This is a genomic window from Pantoea sp. UBA5035, assembly GCF_002415245.1.
In the GTDB taxonomy this organism is placed as follows: Bacteria; Pseudomonadota; Gammaproteobacteria; order Enterobacterales; family Enterobacteriaceae; genus Pantoea; species Pantoea septica.
Genome location: NZ_DICD01000015.1, coordinates 177,817 through 196,474, shown reverse-complemented (window position 1 = coordinate 196,474; position 18,658 = coordinate 177,817). Strand labels below are relative to the sequence as shown.

Genomic DNA, 18,658 nt, shown 5'->3' with positions numbered 1-18,658 from the left:
GAGTTCACTATGTCGGCAAATGATAATCAGAAAGCGGTGCCCAACGCGCTCCCTGCGGGATACCGATTTAACGAGTTTGAAATCAAGGAAGTGATTGGCGGCGGCGGGTTTGGCATCGTTTATCGCGCCTGGGATCATCAGCTTGAACGCACCATCGCCATTAAAGAGTATATGCCGGTGTCGCTGGCGGTGCGCGCCGAGGATCTGTCGCTGGAGCTGCGCGGCGAACGCTATCAAAAGCTGTTTAACGCCGGCCTGACCAGCTTTATCCAGGAGGCGCGTCTGCTGGCGCGCTTCAACCATCCAGGCCTGCTGCACGTGCTGCGCTTCTGGGAGCAGAACGGCACCGCCTATATGGGCACGCTCTACTACAGTGGCATGACGCTGAAAGAGTGGCAGCAGACCAGCCCGGATGCGGTAAGCGAGGCCTGGATCCGCCGCCTGCTGCCGCCGCTGTTCGGCGCCATCAGCACCATCCATCAGGCGGGCTATCTGCATCGCGATATTTCGCTGGATAATATTCAGATTCAGGAAAACCAGCTGCCGGTGCTGCTCGACTTCGGCTCGGCGCGCAAAGAGATCGGCAACCTGTCGGACGAAACCGAAATTATGCTCAAGCCCGGCTTCGCGCCGATTGAGCAGTACAGCGAAGAGGGTGAAAACGAACAGGGGCCGTGGACCGATATTTACGCGCTCGGCGCGGTGCTGCACAGTCTGATCACCGGCAATCCGCCGCCGGTAAGCGTGGTGCGCTGCATCGAGGATAACTACCAGCCGCTGGTCGAGCGTCAGCCGCCCGGCTATTCGCTGCCGCTGCTGCACGCGGTGGACTGCGCGCTGGCGATGAAGCCTGCCGATCGCCCGCAGTCGATTGACGCCTTCGCGGCGCTTATCGATCTGCCCGTCAGCGACGTGGAGGCTGTGGTCAATAGCCTGCAGCCTGCGCCGGAGCCGTCGCCGGTCGCTGCTGCGCCCGCCCCGACGCCCGTGGTCGAGAAAGAGGAAGAGGAAGTGGCGACGCCCGCGCCGGTGGTGATGGCGGTGAATCACGCCTCGGCCAGCGTCGAGCCGGTTACGCCGCGCAACGTGCGTCGTCTGTCGCCTGGGCTCGTGGCGCTGGCGGCCGCGGCGCTGCTGGCGGTCGTGGTAGTCACCTGGCTGACCAACAGACGCGACGCGACGCCGGAAAACGCGACCCCTGCGGTGGCGCAGAACCCTGTGGTGAATAGCGCGCCGCCGGCGACGCCCGCTGCGCTGGCGACGGTCTACCTCAAGCTGGAGCGCGGCGCCAACGTGGTGCTCAACGGCCAGCCGGTGGAGGTCAAACCCGGCAGCAACGGTTTCGCCGCGCTCAACCTCGCGGCGGGTCAGTATCGTATCGAGGTGCATTCAGGCACCAGCATGCGCGCGCAGTCGCTGGTGATCGACAAGCCAGGCACCTGGCTGCTCAATCCGGGGAACTAGCGCGCTTTCGCGGCGTGGATGAGCACGCCGCGAGCCTTACCCTTTAGCCCTGCGCGCAGCGAACGCCCGCCTGCAGCGCGCGAACCTGGTGCGCCAGGCGGCTTAAACTCTCCTCCTCCATGCCGCGCTTCGCCAGCTCTTGCTCAAGCGAAAAAAGATACTGCGCATTGCTGCCCAGCGGGCCGCTCGCCGCTGCGATCAGCGGCGCGATCGCCTCAGGACAGGAGTCCGACTCATAGAGCGGATGGCGCGGATCCATAATAAAGGCCAGCGCGGTGACGCTGCGCCCATCCTCCAGCGTTAATTCGCACCAGGTCGGCAGATAGCAGCCGGTGATCATTTCGCGCTTCCACAGCAGCTCCAGCTCTTCATGCAGGCGCGTCTCCGGCAGGCGAAACGCCAGGCCGCTGGTCGAACCGCCCTCTTTCAGCGCCAGCATGCGGCCAGGATGAGACGAGGTGCCGCGCCCGGCAATCAGGCGCAGGCAGAAGGCGCGATGCCAGCCGTCCAGCGTGCCGGATGCGACCTCGTCCGCTTCAAAAACAGGATTCCACATCAGCGAACCATAGCCGAAGATCCAGACCGGGCTCTGGTCGGGACGGCAGGCGAGCGTGGCCGCCAGCGATGCGGCGCGCTGCTCGCAGCTCCAGAGCAGCGATTCCTCAATATCGCCGAATGAGGTTTTGCAGTCTGCTTTTAATAAAAATTCTCGGGTTAACAATGCGACCTCCTGACCTTTTTAACGTCCTGTCCGACGGGCTCCCTTATAAAATCGGCTAACGGGCGACATTCTTGAGCCGCAGCATGCACTGACAGTATGCATTTTCCGCACCGCTTTCAAGGCCGCGGCCAGGCGAGAAATTAAAAAAAGCGCCGCGTCAGGCCGGCTGCGCCGGCCCCGTTCCCGTGGCTACTTTTTAGGGTGCCACTTATCATCGTCTCCTTTTTCATACTCTTTTTTCACCGCCGACCAGGCGACTTTATGCGCCACCTCTTCCTGAGACTCGTCGCCGCGTCGCTCATCTTTGTCTTTATATTGATCCCAGGCGCTATTGAACGCCTTCTGATAGATCTCCTGCGCATGCGGCGGCAGTACATGTTTCACGTTATCCGGCAGCGCTTCACGGTTTTTGTAAGGCATTGCATTTCCTCCATTAAGGGCCCGCTTTAAGCCTGGCGTATGGAGAAAAAATTACAACCTTGTTATTCAGCCCGCCGTGACGAAAAAATTTAACGAAACGCCTGAAAGACAACGTTATCATCGTAATAATTTGCGTTTAATCGTGAGATTATTGCCAGATCAATTAAGTTAATACGATGAATAGCAAGCGATAAAACTTCCTGATATTACCTTTTGACAATGTGGGAATTTATTTGCGAAAAAGTAAAAACCGGTAAATTTTCCCTATGTTAAACGGCGAAAAGTTACACTCTTCTGTGTAATAAAAGATCTACTATTTTGTGAAGCCCCGTTGGGTTTCGCCGAAGCATTTCTCTGGAGAGGATGGTGAATGACCACACATGAAAAAACACGTCACAAAGAGTTCTCGCTGATACTGCCCCTCGCCGCCCTGGGGGTGCTCTTTTTCTTTGGCGGACAAACCTCCCTGCCCGCGGTTATCGGCATTAACCTGCTGGCGCTGGTGGCGATCCTCAGCAGCGCCTTTAGCGTGGTGCGCCATGCCGACGTGCTGGCGCATCGGCTGGGCGAGCCCTACGGCTCCCTGATCCTTAGCCTGTCGGTGGTTATCCTTGAGGTTAGCCTGATCTCCGCGCTGATGGCCACGGGCGATGCCGCGCCGGCGCTGATGCGCGATACGCTCTACTCCATCATTATGATCGTCACCGGCGGGCTGGTAGGTTTCTCGCTGCTGCTGGGCGGCCGCAAGTTCGCCACGCAGTATGTGAATCTTGCCGGGGTAAAGCAGTATCTGATCGCCATCTTTCCGCTGGCGATCCTAGTGCTGGTGTTCCCCAACGCGCTGCCGGGCGGCAACTTCACCACCACGCAGGCGCTGCTGATCGCGGCGATTTCGGCGGCGATGTACGGCGTTTTCCTGCTGATTCAGACGCGCACCCACCAGAGCCTGTTTGTTTACGAGCATGAAGACGACAGCGATGATGGCGACCCACACCATGGCAAGCCTTCGGCGCACAGCAGCGTCTGGCATACCGTCTGGCTGATCGTGCATCTGATCGCGGTCATCAGCGTGACCAAGATGAACGCCAATACGCTGGAGCATCTGCTGTCGGAGTTTAATGCGCCCGCGCAGTTCACCGGCTTCCTGGTGGCCCTGCTGATCCTCTCGCCGGAAGGACTGGGCGCGCTGAAGGCGGTGCTGATGAATCAGGTGCAGCGCGCCATGAATCTCTTTTTCGGCTCGGTGCTAGCGACCATCTCGCTGACCGTGCCGGCGGTAAGCATTATCGCCACCCTCACCGGGCAGCAGCTGGTGTTCGGCCTTGAGCCGCCGCAGATGGTGATGATGTCAGCAGCGCTGATCCTGTGTCATATTTCCTTTTCCACCGGTCGCACCAACGTGCTGAACGGCGCCGCGCACCTGGCGATTTTTGCCGGCTATTTGATGACTATTATGCTCTGAAATAACGCTTTTCAGACCACACGTAAATTAAAACGCGGGTGACGGAAAGCGAAGAGCAAAGCGTCCCGCGCCAGGGACGGCGCGGGCCGAGCGGCAAGGATGCCAACTGCGTCTTTGCGATCGCTTCCCGTCACCTGCGTTAGCACCCATGCGGCAGACGAAAAAAAAGAGCGACCAACGTCGCTCTTTTTTATTTCGTCGCCTGAAGCGCCAGTTACTTGCTGGTATCCAGCTCCGGGAAGCTCTTCACCAGGTCGTCAATCGCCTTCATCTGCACCAGGAACGGCTCCAGCTTATCCAGCGGCAGCGCGGACGGGCCGTCGCACTTCGCGTGATCCGGATCCGGATGCGCTTCGATAAACAGACCGGCAATGCCGACCGCCATACCGGCGCGCGCCAGCTCGCCCACCTGGGCGCGACGACCGCCGGAAGCGGCGCCGAACGGGTCGCGCGTCTGCAGCGCGTGGGTCACGTCGAAAATCACCGGGCTGTTGTTGGTGACTTTCTTCATCACGTTAAAGCCGAGCATATCGACGACCAGATTGTCATAGCCGAAGTTGCTGCCGCGATCGCACAGAATCACCTTATCGTTGCCGCCTTCCGCGAACTTATCCACGATATTGCCCATCTGGCCCGGGCTGACGAACTGCGGCTTCTTCACGTTAATCACCGCGCCGGTCTTCGCCATCGCTTCTACCAGGTCGGTCTGACGCGCCAGGAAGGCAGGCAGCTGGATCACGTCGACCACGTCGGCCACCGGCTGCGCCTGCGACGCCTCGTGCACGTCGGTAATGATCTTCACGCCGAACGCCTGCTTCAGCTCCTGGAAAATCTTCATGCCTTCTTCGAGGCCGGGACCGCGATAGGATTTAATGGAAGAGCGGTTCGCCTTGTCAAAAGAGGCCTTGAACACGTACGGAATGCCGAGCTTGTCGGTGACCTTCACGTAGTGTTCGCAAATACGCATGGCGAGATCGCGCGATTCCAGCACGTTCATGCCGCCAAACAGCACAAATGGCAGATCGTTAGCGACCTTGATATCACCAATAGTGACGACTTTCTGAGTCATGCCCTTTCCTTAATGGTGTGGTGCGCTTAGTGCAGCGTCACCTGTTTCTGTTCAATTGCGTGAATTTGTACTTTGATCATCTCGCTGACCGGATCCTCGGGACACTGCTCAACGAAATAGGTTAGATCGTTTAGCGCAATATGATCGCACTCCAGCTGCGCGTAGATCAAACCGCGATCGCGGATCTCGTAAGGGTCGTCTGGATCGATCTGCAACAGCACCTGACTCACGCCCAGCGCCAGCTCCATCTGCTTCTCCTCCATCAGCGCCGCCTTCATGGTGTCGAGCATCTTGCGCATCACGCTAATGGTCTTCGCCTCTTCCAGATCGTCGTCGTAGAGCTTCGCCGTAGGGCTAATGTTGCCCTTCAGCCACACTTCCAGCGTGTGGGTATCCAGCGTCTCGCCGTTGAACGGGTTGATGAGCCACATCTCGCCGTCGATCCAGTCGGCGCGCAAAATCAGCTGCGTGGGGAAAATAACCGGCATCAGCGGAATGTCGAGCGCCTGCGCGATATGCAGCAGGATCACGCCCAGCGACACCGCGGTGCCCTGACGCGTCTTGAGCACTTTATCCAGCCACAGCGCGTCGGAAAGGTTGTAGATACCGCTGGCGCCGCCGAAGCCCCACTGGCGGTAGAAAAGCTCCAGCAGCTTCTCCAGCTGCATGTCGGCGTCCTGTTCGCTGCCCACATAGCGGCGGGCTTCCGCCACCAGCGTCGCCAGCTGCTCCTGCACGGACGAGGCGGGAAAATCGGCGCGAATCGCGCGGGTGGCGCCAATCACCGCTTCACACAGCGGCGTCTGGCTAAAATCTAATTGCTCTGTGGAGGTCATACTATCCCCAATAACGGCATTTTGGTCACCGCCAGCTTAATCACTGTCACCAGCGCGACCAGCGCGACCAGGAAAGCGATCCAGCGCGTACGGCTGGTGCGCGGGCGACGACTCAATGCCACGGAACCTAAGGCGATGTAGATAATAACGCCTAAAAGCTTCTCCGTCAGCCAGCTTCCTTGCGACGAGAACGGGTAAAAGTGGGTAATCATCACCAGCAGCACGCCGGTCAGCAGTAAAAAGGTGTCGTTAACGTGCGGCGTAATGCGCACCCAGCGGCGCTGCAGCAGCGCCGAGCCGCTGCGCAGCCAGTAAAAACGCAGGATAAAAAGCGCAATGCTGATAAACACCGTCAGCAGATGCAGTTGCTTGATAAGCGGATAGTAAGCGGCCATGAAACGTCCTTTTTAAGAGGGGATGCGACCGAGCGTGACGCGCGGATTGCCGCCGTAGTCATTCACGGTCTCGATCTGAAGAAAATCGTGCTGCTGCATCAGCGCGCGCACCGCCGCGTCCTGCTGCCAGCCATGCTCCAGCAGCAGCCAGCCGCCGGGTGCCAGCCACTGCGGCGTCTGGGCAATAAGCAGGCGCAGATCCGCCAGCCCCGCCTCGTCGGCCACCAGCGCGCTGCGCGGTTCGAAACGCACGTCGCCCTGCGACAAATGCTGGTCCTGTGCGTCGATATAGGGAGGATTGCTGACAATAAGGTCGAAGCGCGCGGCGGGCAGCGCGTCGAACCAGTGGCTCAGGGTGAACGTGGCGTTAGGGATCGCCAGCCGTTCGGCGTTGCTTTGCGCCAGCGCCACGGCGGCTTCGATGCGGTCGACGCCCAGCACCTCGCAGTCGGGCCGTTCGCTCGCCAGCGCCAGCGCGATGGCGCCGGTGCCGGTGCCGAGATCGAGAATGCGCGACGGCGTCGCAGGCAGGCGCGCCAGCGCCTGCTCCACCAGCACCTCGGTGTCGGGACGCGGGATCAGCGTCGCGTCGGAGACGCGCAGCGGCAGCGACCAGAATTCGCGCTCGCCGATAAGATGCGCCACCGGCTCGCCGCGCACGCGCCGCGCCAGCAGCGCGTCAAGGCGCGTCAGCTCTTCAGGCAGCAGCTCGGTCTCGCCGAACGCCACCAGCCAGCTACGCGATTTGCCGGTGACGTGCCCCAGCAGGATTTCCGCGTCGCGCTTCGGACTCTCGCCGCCCTGTAACGCGGCGACAGCCCTTTTCAGCCAGCCTTGAAACTCCATTACTCCTGACCAGCCAGCGCGGCCAGCTGATCGGCCTGATGCTCCTGCACGATCGGCTCAATCAGGTTATCCAGCTTGCCTTCCATGGTCTCGTCAAGGCGATAGATGGTCAGGTTGATGCGGTGATCGGTCACGCGCCCCTGCGGGAAGTTGTAGGTGCGGATACGATCGGAGCGGTCGCCGCTGCCCAGCAGGTTGCGGCGCGTGCTCGCCTCCGCTTCGTGGCGCTTCGCCATCTCCGCGGCGCGAATGCGCGCCCCCAGCACCGCCAGCGCTTTGGCTTTGTTTTTGTGCTGCGAACGCTCATCCTGACACTCCACGACGATGCCGGTTGGCAGGTGGGTGATGCGGATGGCGGAGTCGGTGGTGTTGACGTGCTGGCCGCCCGCGCCGGACGAGCGGAAGGTGTCGATCTTCAGATCGGACGGATTGATCTCCGGCAGCTCCGCCTCCGGCACCTCCGGCATCACCGCCACGGTACAGGCCGAGGTATGGATACGCCCCTGGGATTCGGTTTCCGGCACGCGCTGCACGCGGTGGCCGCCCGATTCGAATTTCAGACGGCCATAGGCGCCGTCGCCGGTGACGCGGGCGATGACTTCTTTATAGCCGCCGTGCTCGCCCTCGTTGGCGCTGACAATCTCCACGCGCCAGCGGCGGGCTTCGGCGTAGCGGCTATACATGCGGAACAGGTCGCCGGCGAAGATCGCCGCCTCGTCGCCGCCGGTGCCGGCGCGCACTTCGATAAAGCAGGCGCGTTCGTCGTCAGGATCTTTCGGCAGCAGCAGCACCTGCAGCTGCTGCTCCAGACGCTCGCTCTCGGCGCGCGCCTGCTGCAGCTCTTCCTGCGCCATATCGCGCATCTCGGCATCGTCCAGCATCATCTGGGCGGTTTCGATATCTTCCTGCGTCTGCTGCCACGCGCGGAAACATTGGGTCACGTCGGTTAACTGCGCATATTCGCGCGAGAGCGCGCGGAAGCGGTCCTGATCGGCGATAACGCTGGCGTCGCCGAGCATCGCTTCCACTTCTTCGTGGCGCTCCTGCAGCGCTTCCAGTTTGGCAACAATAGAGGTTTTCATGTCGTGATGGGATTCTCGTCACAGAGGGCAACAGCCCAGGAGTCTACTCGAGACCGAGGCTGTCGCGAAGCAATTGCAGGCGTTCAGTGTCGCCGTCGCGGGCGGCCTGCTGCAGGGATTTGGTTGGTGCGTGAATTAAACGGTTGGTCAGCTTGTGCGCCAGCTCCTGCAGGACTTTCTGCGGATCGGCGCCCTGCTGCAGCGCGGCCAGCGCGCGCGATTCGAGATCGGCGCGCACGCTTTCCGCCTGAGAGCGGTATTCGCGAATGGTCTCGACCGCGCTCTGCGCGCGCAGCCAGGACATAAATTCGCCGCTCTCCTGCACGACAATGCTTTCGGCCTGTACGGCGGCGGCTTTGCGCTGCGCCATATTCTGCTCGATGATCGCCTGCAGGTCGTCAACGCTGTAGAGATAGGCGTTAGGCAGCTTGCCCACTTCCGGCTCTACGTCGCGCGGCACGGCGATATCCACCAGCAGCACCGGTTTGTTGCGGCGCGCTTTCAGCGCGCGCTCCATCATCCCTTTGCCGATAATCGGCAGCGGGCTGGCGGTGGAAGAGATGACGATATCGGCGTCGGCGAGGCGTGCGTCGATGTCGCCGAGGCCGATCACTTCCGCGCCGACCTCTTCCGCCAGCCGCTCGGCGCGCTCGCGCGTGCGGTTGGCGATAATCAGCTTCTGCACTTTATGCTCGCGCAGATGGCGCGCTACCAGCTCGATGGTTTCGCCCGCGCCGACCAGCAGCACGTTAACGGTCGAGAGGGATTCGAAGATCTGGCGCGCCAGCGTACAGGCGGCGAAGGCGACCGACACCGCGCTGGCGCCGATTTCCGTTTCGGTGCGCACGCGTTTGGCGACCGAAAAGGTTTTCTGGAACATCCGCTCCAGCTCGCTGCTCAGCGCATGGCCGCGCTGCGAATCGGCGAAGGCTTTTTTCACCTGACCAAGTATTTGCGGTTCGCCCAGCACCAACGAGTCGAGGCCGCTCGCCACGCGCATTAAATGGCTGACCGCCGCGTTGTCCTGATGCCAGTAGAGACTTTGACGCACGTCCTCTTCATTGAGATGGTGATAGTCACACAGCCAGCGCACCAGGCGCTCCTGCAGATCCGCCTGCTGCTCTACGCTAAGGTAGAGTTCGGTGCGGTTGCAGGTTGAGAGAACGACGCCGCTCTGCACCATGGGCTGGGAAAGCAGGCTGTCGAGCGCCTGTTCCAGCACGTCCGGCCCGAACGCGACGCGTTCGCGCAGCGCGACAGGTGCAGTTTTATGATTGATTCCGAGAGCGAGCAGCGTCATGGCGATAAAAGTTGGGATGTCCCAATAATGTCAGGGTTTTGTGATGCGCATTCTACAAGATGCGGCAGATCATGAAAAGCCATACAAAGGCTATGACTGTAATAAGATTAAACTGATCGTGCGCAATTTTACTGTAATCGGCATTGACGGTTTATAAGCGGATCGCTAGCGTTAACCGTTACGAATTAAAAACGTGTCCGAGGAGATGACCACGTGATGACCTATTCACCACGCACTATGTTGCGCCTTTTGCCGCTGGCGAGCGTTCTGCTCACCGCCTGCGCCGTTAATCAGCCTCAGGGCCCAGGCCCGAGCACGACCGCGCCGCAGTGGCAGCAGCATCAGCAGGAAGTGGCGAAAGTCACGCACTACCAGACACGCGGCGCCTTCGCCTATCTTTCCGACAAGCAGAAAGTCTACGCGCGCTTTAACTGGCAGCAGACCGCCCCGGACCGCTATCGCCTGCTGCTGACCAACCCGCTGGGCAGCACCGAGCTGCAGCTCGACGCTCAGGGCGACACCGTACAGATCGTGGATAACAAAGGCAAACGCTACGTCAGCAACGACGCGGAGAAGATGATCTCTCAGCTGACCGGCATGGATATTCCGCTCGCCAACCTGCGCCAGTGGATGATGGGCCTGCCGGGCGACGCCAGCGACTATCAGCTCAACAGCAATTATCAGCTTAAAAGCCTGAACTACAGCAGCAACGGCCAGAAGTGGCAGGTCGCGATTCAGGATTACGACAGCAAATCCACCCCGCCGCTGCCGGCGAACCTGGAGCTGCGCGAAGGCGACCAGCGCATCAAACTGCGTATGGATAGCTGGACCCTGCAATGATCACCACCTGGCCCGCTCCGGCAAAGCTCAACCTGTTTCTCTATATCACCGGCCGTCGCGCAGACGGCTACCATAACCTGCAGACGCTGTTTCAGTTTCTCGACTACGGCGACAGCCTGCATATCACGCCGGACAGCAGCGGCCGCGTCAGCCTGACTACGCCGGTCGACGGCGTCGCCCATGACGACAACCTGATTGTTCGCGCGGCAACGGCGCTGCGCCAGGCGGCGCAGGCGCAGCACCGACTGCCGGCCGACGCCGGCGCGCAGATCGCCATCGAAAAGCGGCTGCCGATGGGCGGCGGGCTGGGTGGTGGCTCCTCGAACGCCGCCACCGTGCTGGTGGCGCTCAATCACCTGTGGGGCGTCGGTTTCTCACTGGAGGCGCTGGCGGAGCTGGGCATTAAGCTTGGCGCGGACGTGCCGGTGTTCGTCAGAGGTTTCGCCGCCTTTGCCCAAGGCGTCGGCGAGCAGCTGCAGCCGGCCGATCCGGCGGAGAAATGGTACCTGGTGGCACATCCGGGCGTGAGCGTTCCGACGCCGCTGGTGTTTAACGATCCGCAACTTACGCGCGATTCGCCGACGCGCTCGCTGGCGGCGCTTTTATCGACACCCTTTCACAATGATTGTGAGGCTGTAGTAAGAAAACGTTTTCGCGAGGTTGATGAGCTTGTTTCCTGGCTGCTAGAATACGCGCCGTCGCGCCTGACTGGCACTGGCGCTTGCGTGTTTGCCGAATTTGACACCGAGTCAGCCGCTCGTCAGGTGCTGGAACTCGCCCCGAAATGGGTATGCGGATTTGTCGCGCGAGGCGTTAACGTCTCGCCTCTGCATCGCACCCTTTCCGGGCTGTAAGCGCATGTGTGACAGTGTCACCCTGTTCCAGACGCTGCACGCTGTGCATTAACACACCCGTATGAACATGCGCTGCGGTATGCGCCGGTTACCGTAACGCCGTTCATTCTCTGGACGCCAAGCCTGAGGTTCTTCTCGTGCCTGATATGAAGCTATTTGCTGGTAACGCCACCCCGGAACTAGCACAACGTATTGCCAACCGCCTTTACACCAGCCTCGGAGACGCCGCAGTGGGCCGTTTCAGCGATGGCGAAGTGAGTGTACAAATTAATGAAAATGTACGCGGTGGTGATATTTTCATCATCCAGTCCACCTGTGCTCCCACCAATGATAATCTGATGGAACTGGTTGTGATGGTCGACGCGCTGCGTCGGGCTTCTGCTGGTCGTATTACCGCGGTTATTCCCTACTTCGGCTATGCCCGCCAGGACCGCCGCGTGCGCTCCGCTCGCGTGCCGATTACCGCTAAAGTGGTCGCGGATTTCCTTTCCAGCGTTGGTGTCGATCGCGTTCTGACGGTCGATCTTCACGCCGAGCAAATCCAGGGCTTCTTTGACGTCCCGGTTGATAACGTTTTCGGCAGCCCAATCCTGCTGGAAGACATGCTGCAAATTGGTCTGGAAAACCCGATTGTGGTTTCTCCGGACATCGGCGGCGTCGTGCGTGCTCGCGCGATCGCCAAACTGCTCAACGATACCGATATGGCTATCATCGACAAACGTCGTCCGCGCGCGAACGTGTCTCAGGTGATGCACATCATCGGCGACGTGGCGGGCCGTGACTGCGTGCTGGTCGACGATATGATCGACACCGGCGGCACGCTGTGCAAAGCGGCGGAAGCGTTGAAAGAGCGCGGCGCGAAACGCGTCTTCGCCTACGCGACTCACCCGATTTTCTCCGGCAACGCGGTGGAGAATCTGCGTAAATCGGTTATCGATCAGGTTATCGTCTGCGACACCATCCCGCTTTCTGAAGAGATGAAGTCGCTGCCGAACGTTCGTACCCTGACGCTTTCCGGCATGCTGGCTGAAGCGATCCGTCGTATCAGCAACGAAGAGTCCATCTCGGCGATGTTTGAGCACTAAGATTCGCTAAATAAAAAACCGGGCCATGCGCCCGGTTTTTTTATGGCTGGAAGAAGGGATCAGTGGTGCGGCGTGCGGCGGCAGCGTTCGTCATAGTGGCGGTGCCAGAAGTAGCGGTCTTCGATCCTTTCGCGCCCGCTGACGCGCGCGCCGGCGAGCCACAGCAGCGCGCCGATAAAGATGCCGAGGATAGCGCCCTGCGCCAGCAGCGCCGGCATCTGAATGCTCGGCAGTTGATTAAGCACGGAGAAGATGATGCTGGAGACCATCACCACCAGCCCCACGATCATCAGGACGTTTCCTGCTTTCCGACAATGTTGATGTTTCATAACTCACCTCTGTCCATATGAACAAGCCAAACAAACCGCACATAATGTTAACTTGTCATAAGTTTAGGCAATGACCTGCGGACAAATTGCGTCCAGGATCACAAACCCTAATAAAGGCTGACCTAAATTTACCTTCAGAAGCTTGATTTAAATAACAAAATAGTTAATCACGCGACGTAACCATATCGCTGTAGCTAAGTTTGTTCTCTTCTCTGCCGCGAAGTACACTAACGCCTTTTCACCACCTGAGCAGGATAATCATCGTGAGCAGCATTAAACTGATTGTGGGCCTGGCCAATCCCGGCGCGGAGTACGCCGCCACGCGGCATAACGCCGGCGCCTGGTACCTCGATTTGCTGGCGGAGCGTCATAATCAGTCGCTAAAGGAAGAGGCGAAATTCTTCGGTTATACCGCGCGTATCAGCCTGGCGGGCGAAGATGTGCGTCTGCTGGTGCCGACCACCTTTATGAACCTCAGCGGCAAGGCCGTGGCGGCGATGGCGACCTTTTTCCGCATCGCGCCGGAAGAGATTCTGGTGGCGCACGATGAGCTCGACCTGCCGCCAGGCGTTGCGAAGTTTAAACAGGGCGGCGGCCATGGCGGCCATAACGGCCTGAAGGACATCATCAGCAGGCTGGGCAACAACAATAACTTTCACCGCCTGCGCATCGGCATCGGCCATCCGGGCGATCGCAACAAGGTGACGGGGTTTGTGCTGGGCAAGCCGCCCGCCAGCGAGCAGAAGCTGATCGACGACGCCATTGATGAAGCGGCGCGCTGCACCGAAGTGTGGCTGAAAGAGGATCGCCTGAAGGCGATGAACCGGCTACACGCGTTCAAGGCGAGCTAAACGCCCTGCCCGCGCGATTTCTGTGTATAATGCGCCAAATTTTTTCGTTTCCGGCAATGCCTGCAGCAGGCGTTGCACCTCAAGTTAGAAGGGTAACCAACCATGGGATTCAAATGCGGTATCGTGGGCCTGCCGAACGTCGGTAAATCCACCCTGTTCAACGCGCTGACTAAAGCGGGCATCGAAGCGGCTAACTTCCCCTTCTGCACCATTGAGCCCAACACCGGCGTGGTGCCGATGCCGGATCCGCGCCTTGATCAGCTGGCGGAGATCGTCAAACCGCAGCGCCTGGTGCCGACCACCATGGAGTTCGTCGACATCGCGGGCCTGGTAAAAGGCGCGTCGAAAGGTGAAGGCCTGGGCAACCAGTTCCTGACCAACATCCGCGAAACCGAAGCGATCGGCCACGTGGTGCGCTGCTTCGAGAACGAAAACATCATTCACGTCGCGGGCAAAGTGGATCCGGCGGAAGATATCGACGTGATCAACACCGAGCTGGCGCTGTCCGATCTGGAAACCTGCGAGCGCGCCATTCAGCGCGTGCAGAAGAAAGCCAAAGGCGGCGACAAAGACGCGAAAGTTGAACTGGCCGCGCTGGAGAAGTGCCTGCCGCATCTGGAAAACGCCGGTATGCTGCGCGCGCTGAAGCTGGACGCCGATGAGAAAGCGGCGATTCGCTACCTGAGCTTCCTGACGCTGAAGCCGACCATGTATATCGCTAACGTCAACGAAGACGGTTTCGAGAACAACCCCTATCTCGACCAGGTGCGCGCCATCGCTGAAGCGGAAGGCTCCGTGGTGGTGCCGGTTTGCGCCGCCGTTGAGTCAGATATCGCCGAGCTGGACGATGAAGATCGCGCCGAGTTTATGGCCGAGCTGGGTCTGGAAGAGCCGGGCCTGAACCGCGTAATCCGCGCCGGTTACGCCCTGCTGAACCTGCAGACCTACTTCACCGCGGGCGTGAAAGAAGTACGCGCCTGGACCATCCCGGTTGGCGCTACCGCGCCGCAGGCGGCGGGCAAGATCCATACCGACTTCGAGAAAGGCTTTATCCGCGCGCAGACCATCGCGTTTGACGACTTTGTCGCCTATAAAGGCGAACAGGGCGCGAAAGAAGCGGGCAAGATGCGTTCAGAAGGGAAAGAGTACATCGTTAAAGATGGCGATGTGATGAACTTCCTGTTTAACGTCTAATTCGTTTCTGTTGTCTCATGCGATCTCAGTGAATCGCATAAAAAATGTAAAAACCTATAAAATCCACGCGGTTGTGTGGATTTTTCTTTTCATAATGTCTCAGCTCATCTCATAATAGCGCAGCCAAAAATGAGTTCAGGGATGAGTACAATCAGTTTCCATCTTCATTTTAGGTGAGTACAATAGCGGTATAAGAAATAAACAAGGACTCGCTATGCTCACTGATACGCAATGCCGCACTGCTAAGCCGAAAGAAAAACTCTATCGACTCAATGACTTCAATGGTCTCTACCTCGAAGTGAAACCCAACGGCAAAAAGGCATGGCGCTATCGGTTTAAACTCAACGGCAAATCCAGCATGTTCGCGTTGGGTGAGTACCCGACGGTCAAACTTGCCGAAGCTCGCGAGAAATGTGAGCAAGCGCGTAAACAAGTCGCGAATGGAGTTAGCCCGACACATGCTCGCCAGTTAGATAAGATCCGCAAGTTCAACGACGCATCCAACACCTTTGAGCTGATCGCCAAAGAGTGGTTGCAGATGAAAGACTGGGCCGAAATCACCAAAACGCGGCGACTGGATATGCTTGAACGTGTGGTTTTCCCCGCAATCGGTAAGCTATCGGTCAGAGAGATCACCCCACACCACATTCTTAAAATTCTTCAGGAAACTGCTAAACGAGGAGCACCGACAGTTGCCGCTGAAGCCCGTCGAACCATTTCATCAGTTTTCGAGTTGGCAGTAGCGACACTTAGAGCTGATAGTGATCCTGTCTGGCCGGTGCGCAAAGCTCTTCCGGCCAATAAGACACAGCACAAACAGGCACTGAATCCTCAGCAAATCGGAAAGTTATTAAGCTGTTTTGACAATAGTCGTGGCTCGTATCAAGTTAACTATTGCATGTGGCTTATGTGGTGGACATTGGCGCGTCCTGCAGAAGTCACCGAAGCAGAATGGACAGAATTCGATCTTGATAACGCCCTGTGGACCATTCCGGCAGCGCGAATGAAAGCCCGAAGAGAACATGTTATTCCCCTACCCTCCCAAGCTGTCAAAATGCTCAGAACGCTACAGGGATTAACCGGGCATCGGCAGCACCTTTTCCCGGGCAGAGATAATCCGCTAGGTCCAATGACATCGCACTCTCTACGTCAACTACTTAAAAATCTCGGCTGGAGTGGCACTTACAGCCCCCATGCCACCAGAACTACAGGGAGTACGCGTTTAAATGAGATGGGTTATCGGCCAGATGCTATCGAGGCTCAGCTTGCGCATGCTGATACCAACAATGTTCGTCGCACATATAATCATGCGACCTATCTTGGTGAACGTGAAGTGATGATGCAGGAATGGGCAGATAAGCTTGATGTATGGGTAAGAAGCACTGACATTAGTACTGATGTTTCGTAAACGATGATGCATTGGTGTGTTAATGCTGATTATTAACGATTATTTTCCACAATTGAATAAAAACTACATTTTAACCTGCAATTTTTTTAACTATCTGATTTTAAGAATATTGTTTGCTGTACTCATCCAGCGTTATACTCCCTTTGTTTTCCCATCCTTCTATTAACACAGGGCATCTCCATGAGCCGATACCATGTATCCAGCAGTGAAGGCCAGTATGAGAAAGACTCTGGCGAACAAGTTTTGGCTAATAAGCTGGGGCTCGCTACTTCTGATGAGATGGATGAGGCTGAACTTGTCTTGTTAGAACAACTCTACCAGTCTGTTTTTGAAGAACAGTTCCCGGAAGGACAGCTCAGCGTAGCCATGCTAAAAAGCTGGCATCGCCGCTGGTTAGGTAACATCTACGAGTGGGCTGGACAAGAAAAAGTGGTTAATATTAGCAAAGGCGGCTTTATGTTTGCCCCATCAGCGCAGTTGCCAAAAATGCTGAACGAATTCGATACCAAGTATCTTGCTCATTTCACACCATGTAGCGGCATGGATTAAGAACAACTCATCACCGCTATCGCCATCACCCATGTCGAGTTGATACTTAGCCATCCATTCAGAGAGGGAAACGGACGCCTGTCGCGACTATTAGCCGACGTTATGGCCATTCAGGGAGGATACAAACCGCTGGATTATCAAAGCTGGGAGCAAAGCAAAACCCAGTATATCTCGGCTATCTATGCAGGTGTATCAATGGACTACGAGCCGATGAAACACTGGGTCAGTGAGGCATTAAGAAAGGATTAGGCAAGTCGAAGATGGGCAAACTTTTTGCGCGCGGCTTCCAGAGAAGCTTTAACTCTGGCTGAGGGCTGGCCTATTTCAACAGCTGTAGACGTCGCCACAGAACGCACAATGTCCATACGAGACGGCTTAGCGTACGTTACATAATTTTTTTTGTTGTTGCTCATAGCGGCTCTTGATTAACAAATTAACTGTTTACATTATATCCAGTATTGCTGAGATCTGCATGTCTTTGGCAAATGGCTTCAACAAACGCTGCTACTCTGACAACAGAGAATGGGCAAAACCACAAGTGGGTCAGCATTCGATAATGCCATATTTACGATAAAAATTACACGCGATTAGCAACTTACTGTGGCCTCTCCTGTGCCTGATGGCAAAAAAATACAGGCATTCTATGGCGTTTCCTTGCGATTCAACCCATGACATCCTTCCACCTAAGCTTTACAATCCCTCCTTGTTTTTTGCGAGCTGGCTTGCAGTTTTCTGAGGGTAACTATAACGATGAATTACGACAAAACATGGATTGGAGACCTGCTAGGCGGGCCGCTGATGAGCAGGGAAAGTCGAATCATCGCTGAGTTCATGCTTACCAATCCCGATGAACAGACCTGGCAAGAGCAGATCGTGGGTCATAACATTCTCCAAGCTTCCTCTGCCAATACGGCGAAGCGCTATGCCACAACGATAAAACTACGCCTGAATACGCTTGATAAAGCGGCGTGGTCACTTATTGCGGAAGGGAGCGAGCGCGAGCGTCAGCAATTGCTGTTTGTCGCTCTGGTCCTCCATTCACCGGTTGTGAAAGACTTCTTGGCTGAAGTGGTGAACGACCTGCGCAGACAATTTAAAGAAAAGCTCCCTATGGATAGCTGGGATGAGTTCGTGACCAGCCATCTTCGTCAGCAGCCCATACTCACCAGTTACTCAAATTCATCCATAAAAAAAATGGGTAACAACCTGATCAAAGCACTGGCTGAAGCGGGTTATCTGGATACACCGCGTCGACGTAATCTCCAGTCAGTCTTTCTTTTACCAGAAACTCAGGCGACCTTACAGCGCCTTGGACAACAAGAATTGGTTTCTATTCTGGAGGGCTAACGGTGATCGATCCCGTGCTTGAATACCGCCTTTCACAGGTTCAGAGCCGTATTAGCGAAGATCGTTTCCTCAAAAATAACGGCTCCGGTAATGAAATTGGTTTCTGGATTTTTGATTACCCCGCTCAGAATGAGCTACAGGTGCGTGAACACCTGAAATATCTGTTCCGTAACCTGGAAAAAGACCATAAGTTCGCGCATCTAAATATCTTTCAGGTCATTATCGACATGCTCACTGAACGTGGGTTACTTGGGCGCGTCTGTCAGCAAGAAGTGAAAGTGGGTACCGAAGCACTGAAAAAACAGCTGGTAGGCTTGTTAAACCAGAAAAAGATCGCGGATTACATAGCAAAAAAAGTCGATCTTCAAAATCAAGAATTTGTCATTCTGACGGGTATGGGGAATGCCTGGCCGCTGGTTCGTGGCCATGAGCTGATGAGCGCCTTGCAGGACGTGATGGGTTTTACCCCTCTGTTGATGTTTTATCCGGGAACCTATAGTGGACACGATCTCTCTCCATTGGCAGGCATTGATTCCCGAAATTATTATCGCGCCTTCAGGCTGGTACCCGAAAGCTGGCCTGCGGCGACATTGAATCCTCGTTAAA

The 18,658-nt window shown here is 57.2% G+C and carries 19 protein-coding genes and 1 pseudogene; 11 read left to right on the top strand and 9 right to left on the bottom strand.

What is annotated here, in order from left to right:
* Positions 1-9: 9 nt before the first annotated feature.
* On the top strand, positions 10-1,464 hold the full coding sequence (locus tag B3229_RS12375) for a serine/threonine protein kinase (protein WP_048784236.1): 1,455 nt from the start codon (positions 10-12) through the stop codon (positions 1,462-1,464).
* 43 nt (positions 1,465-1,507) lie between these two features.
* On the opposite strand, the gene B3229_RS12370 is transcribed toward B3229_RS12375, so the two are convergent.
* Both B3229_RS12370 and chaB read right to left on the bottom strand, forming a co-directional pair.
* A complete protein-coding gene (locus B3229_RS12370) occupies positions 1,508-2,185 on the bottom strand; it encodes a gamma-glutamylcyclotransferase (RefSeq protein WP_048784238.1) in 678 nt (225 codons plus the stop codon).
* Positions 2,186-2,374: 189 nt separating this feature from the next.
* Complete coding sequence (gene chaB, locus B3229_RS12365) at positions 2,375-2,605, bottom strand: putative cation transport regulator ChaB (RefSeq protein ID WP_033747642.1); 231 nt, start codon at positions 2,603-2,605, stop codon at positions 2,375-2,377.
* Between the two features lie 370 nt (positions 2,606-2,975).
* Here chaB and chaA point away from each other — a divergent pair, with 370 nt between their 5' ends.
* Positions 2,976-4,067, top strand: coding sequence for a sodium-potassium/proton antiporter ChaA (gene chaA / locus B3229_RS12360; protein WP_286871087.1), 1,092 nt, complete (start codon positions 2,976-2,978; stop codon positions 4,065-4,067).
* 214 nt (positions 4,068-4,281) lie between these two features.
* Here the strand turns inward: chaA and kdsA are convergent, their stop codons facing one another.
* From kdsA to hemA, 6 genes are read right to left on the bottom strand one after another with little or no spacing between them, the layout of a single operon-like run.
* Entirely contained in the window at positions 4,282-5,136 is an 855-nt protein-coding gene (kdsA, locus tag B3229_RS12355; protein WP_286871085.1) for a 3-deoxy-8-phosphooctulonate synthase, read from the bottom strand.
* A 26-nt stretch (positions 5,137-5,162) separates the two neighbouring features.
* Positions 5,163-5,972, bottom strand: a complete 810-nt coding sequence (gene sirB1 / locus B3229_RS12350) for an invasion regulator SirB1 (RefSeq protein ID WP_286871083.1) — start codon at positions 5,970-5,972, stop codon at positions 5,163-5,165.
* On the bottom strand, positions 5,969-6,367 hold the full coding sequence (locus B3229_RS12345) for a SirB2 family protein (protein ID WP_286871081.1): 399 nt from the start codon (positions 6,365-6,367) through the stop codon (positions 5,969-5,971). Before B3229_RS12345 ends, sirB1 begins: the two co-directional genes overlap by 4 nt.
* 12 nt (positions 6,368-6,379) lie before the next feature.
* On the bottom strand, positions 6,380-7,213 hold the full coding sequence (prmC, locus tag B3229_RS12340) for a peptide chain release factor N(5)-glutamine methyltransferase (RefSeq protein ID WP_286871079.1): 834 nt from the start codon (positions 7,211-7,213) through the stop codon (positions 6,380-6,382).
* Positions 7,213-8,295 carry a peptide chain release factor 1 gene (gene prfA / locus B3229_RS12335; RefSeq protein WP_033747664.1) on the bottom strand — a complete coding sequence of 361 codons (1,083 nt, stop codon included), beginning with the start codon at positions 8,293-8,295 and terminating at the stop codon, positions 7,213-7,215. The genes prmC and prfA overlap by 1 nt, the downstream gene beginning before the upstream one ends.
* A gap of 43 nt (positions 8,296-8,338) precedes the next feature.
* Complete coding sequence (gene hemA, locus B3229_RS12330; RefSeq protein WP_033789716.1) at positions 8,339-9,595, bottom strand: glutamyl-tRNA reductase; 1,257 nt, start codon at positions 9,593-9,595, stop codon at positions 8,339-8,341.
* A gap of 216 nt (positions 9,596-9,811) precedes the next feature.
* On the opposite strand from hemA, the gene lolB reads away from it, so the two are divergent.
* From lolB to prs, 3 genes are all read left to right on the top strand, one after another.
* Positions 9,812-10,435 (top strand): lipoprotein insertase outer membrane protein LolB, encoded by a 624-nt coding sequence (gene lolB, locus B3229_RS12325; protein ID WP_033747670.1) that lies wholly within the window; start codon positions 9,812-9,814, stop codon positions 10,433-10,435.
* Positions 10,432-11,289, top strand: coding sequence for a 4-(cytidine 5'-diphospho)-2-C-methyl-D-erythritol kinase (gene ispE, locus B3229_RS12320; RefSeq protein ID WP_286871075.1), 858 nt, complete (start codon positions 10,432-10,434; stop codon positions 11,287-11,289). The genes lolB and ispE overlap by 4 nt, the downstream gene beginning before the upstream one ends.
* Before the next feature lie 137 nt (positions 11,290-11,426).
* Positions 11,427-12,374 (top strand): ribose-phosphate diphosphokinase, encoded by a 948-nt coding sequence (gene prs / locus B3229_RS12315; protein ID WP_006118899.1) that lies wholly within the window; start codon positions 11,427-11,429, stop codon positions 12,372-12,374.
* Between the two features lie 59 nt (positions 12,375-12,433).
* Here prs and ychH read toward each other — a convergent pair whose 3' ends face one another.
* Positions 12,434-12,703 (bottom strand): stress-induced protein YchH, encoded by a 270-nt coding sequence (ychH, locus tag B3229_RS12310; RefSeq protein WP_033747679.1) that lies wholly within the window; start codon positions 12,701-12,703, stop codon positions 12,434-12,436.
* 263 nt (positions 12,704-12,966) lie between these two features.
* Between ychH and pth the strand changes: the two genes are divergently transcribed.
* The 6 genes and pseudogenes from pth (at position 12,967) to B3229_RS12280 (ending at position 18,657) form a co-directional block, all read left to right on the top strand.
* A complete protein-coding gene (pth, locus tag B3229_RS12305; protein WP_048786408.1) occupies positions 12,967-13,554 on the top strand; it encodes an aminoacyl-tRNA hydrolase in 588 nt (195 codons plus the stop codon).
* A gap of 102 nt (positions 13,555-13,656) precedes the next feature.
* Positions 13,657-14,748 (top strand): redox-regulated ATPase YchF, encoded by a 1,092-nt coding sequence (gene ychF, locus B3229_RS12300; RefSeq protein ID WP_033747685.1) that lies wholly within the window; start codon positions 13,657-13,659, stop codon positions 14,746-14,748.
* Between the two features lie 214 nt (positions 14,749-14,962).
* Positions 14,963-16,156 (top strand): tyrosine-type recombinase/integrase, encoded by a 1,194-nt coding sequence (locus B3229_RS12295; RefSeq protein WP_286871058.1) that lies wholly within the window; start codon positions 14,963-14,965, stop codon positions 16,154-16,156.
* Between the two features lie 180 nt (positions 16,157-16,336).
* Positions 16,337-16,954: pseudogene (locus B3229_RS12290) on the top strand (Fic/DOC family protein).
* Positions 16,955-17,455: 501 nt separating this feature from the next.
* Entirely contained in the window at positions 17,456-18,052 is a 597-nt protein-coding gene (locus tag B3229_RS12285) for a DUF1819 family protein (protein WP_286871057.1), read from the top strand.
* Between the two features lie 2 nt (positions 18,053-18,054).
* Positions 18,055-18,657, top strand: a complete 603-nt coding sequence (locus B3229_RS12280) for a DUF1788 domain-containing protein (RefSeq protein WP_286871056.1) — start codon at positions 18,055-18,057, stop codon at positions 18,655-18,657.
* Position 18,658 lies beyond the last annotated feature (1 nt).

Bases quoted from the DNA above. Each gene is read 5' to 3' on its own strand.
- prfA (WP_033747664.1), bottom strand. From the start codon at position 8,295: ATGAAAACCTCTATTGTTGCCAAACTGGAAGCGCTGCAGGAGCGCCAC.
- B3229_RS12375 (WP_048784236.1), top strand. From the start codon at position 10: ATGTCGGCAAATGATAATCAGAAAGCGGTGCCCAACGCGCTCCCTGCG.
- B3229_RS12295 (WP_286871058.1), top strand. From the start codon at position 14,963: ATGCTCACTGATACGCAATGCCGCACTGCTAAGCCGAAAGAAAAACTC.
- chaB (WP_033747642.1), bottom strand. From the start codon at position 2,605: ATGCCTTACAAAAACCGTGAAGCGCTGCCGGATAACGTGAAACATGTA.
- B3229_RS12285 (WP_286871057.1), top strand. From the start codon at position 17,456: ATGAATTACGACAAAACATGGATTGGAGACCTGCTAGGCGGGCCGCTG.
- chaA (WP_286871087.1), top strand. From the start codon at position 2,976: ATGACCACACATGAAAAAACACGTCACAAAGAGTTCTCGCTGATACTG.
- ispE (WP_286871075.1), top strand. From the start codon at position 10,432: ATGATCACCACCTGGCCCGCTCCGGCAAAGCTCAACCTGTTTCTCTAT.
- lolB (WP_033747670.1), top strand. From the start codon at position 9,812: ATGACCTATTCACCACGCACTATGTTGCGCCTTTTGCCGCTGGCGAGC.
- prmC (WP_286871079.1), bottom strand. From the start codon at position 7,213: ATGGAGTTTCAAGGCTGGCTGAAAAGGGCTGTCGCCGCGTTACAGGGC.
- sirB1 (WP_286871083.1), bottom strand. From the start codon at position 5,972: ATGACCTCCACAGAGCAATTAGATTTTAGCCAGACGCCGCTGTGTGAA.
- B3229_RS12345 (WP_286871081.1), bottom strand. From the start codon at position 6,367: ATGGCCGCTTACTATCCGCTTATCAAGCAACTGCATCTGCTGACGGTG.
- ychF (WP_033747685.1), top strand. From the start codon at position 13,657: ATGGGATTCAAATGCGGTATCGTGGGCCTGCCGAACGTCGGTAAATCC.
- kdsA (WP_286871085.1), bottom strand. From the start codon at position 5,136: ATGACTCAGAAAGTCGTCACTATTGGTGATATCAAGGTCGCTAACGAT.
- ychH (WP_033747679.1), bottom strand. From the start codon at position 12,703: ATGAAACATCAACATTGTCGGAAAGCAGGAAACGTCCTGATGATCGTG.
- hemA (WP_033789716.1), bottom strand. From the start codon at position 9,595: ATGACGCTGCTCGCTCTCGGAATCAATCATAAAACTGCACCTGTCGCG.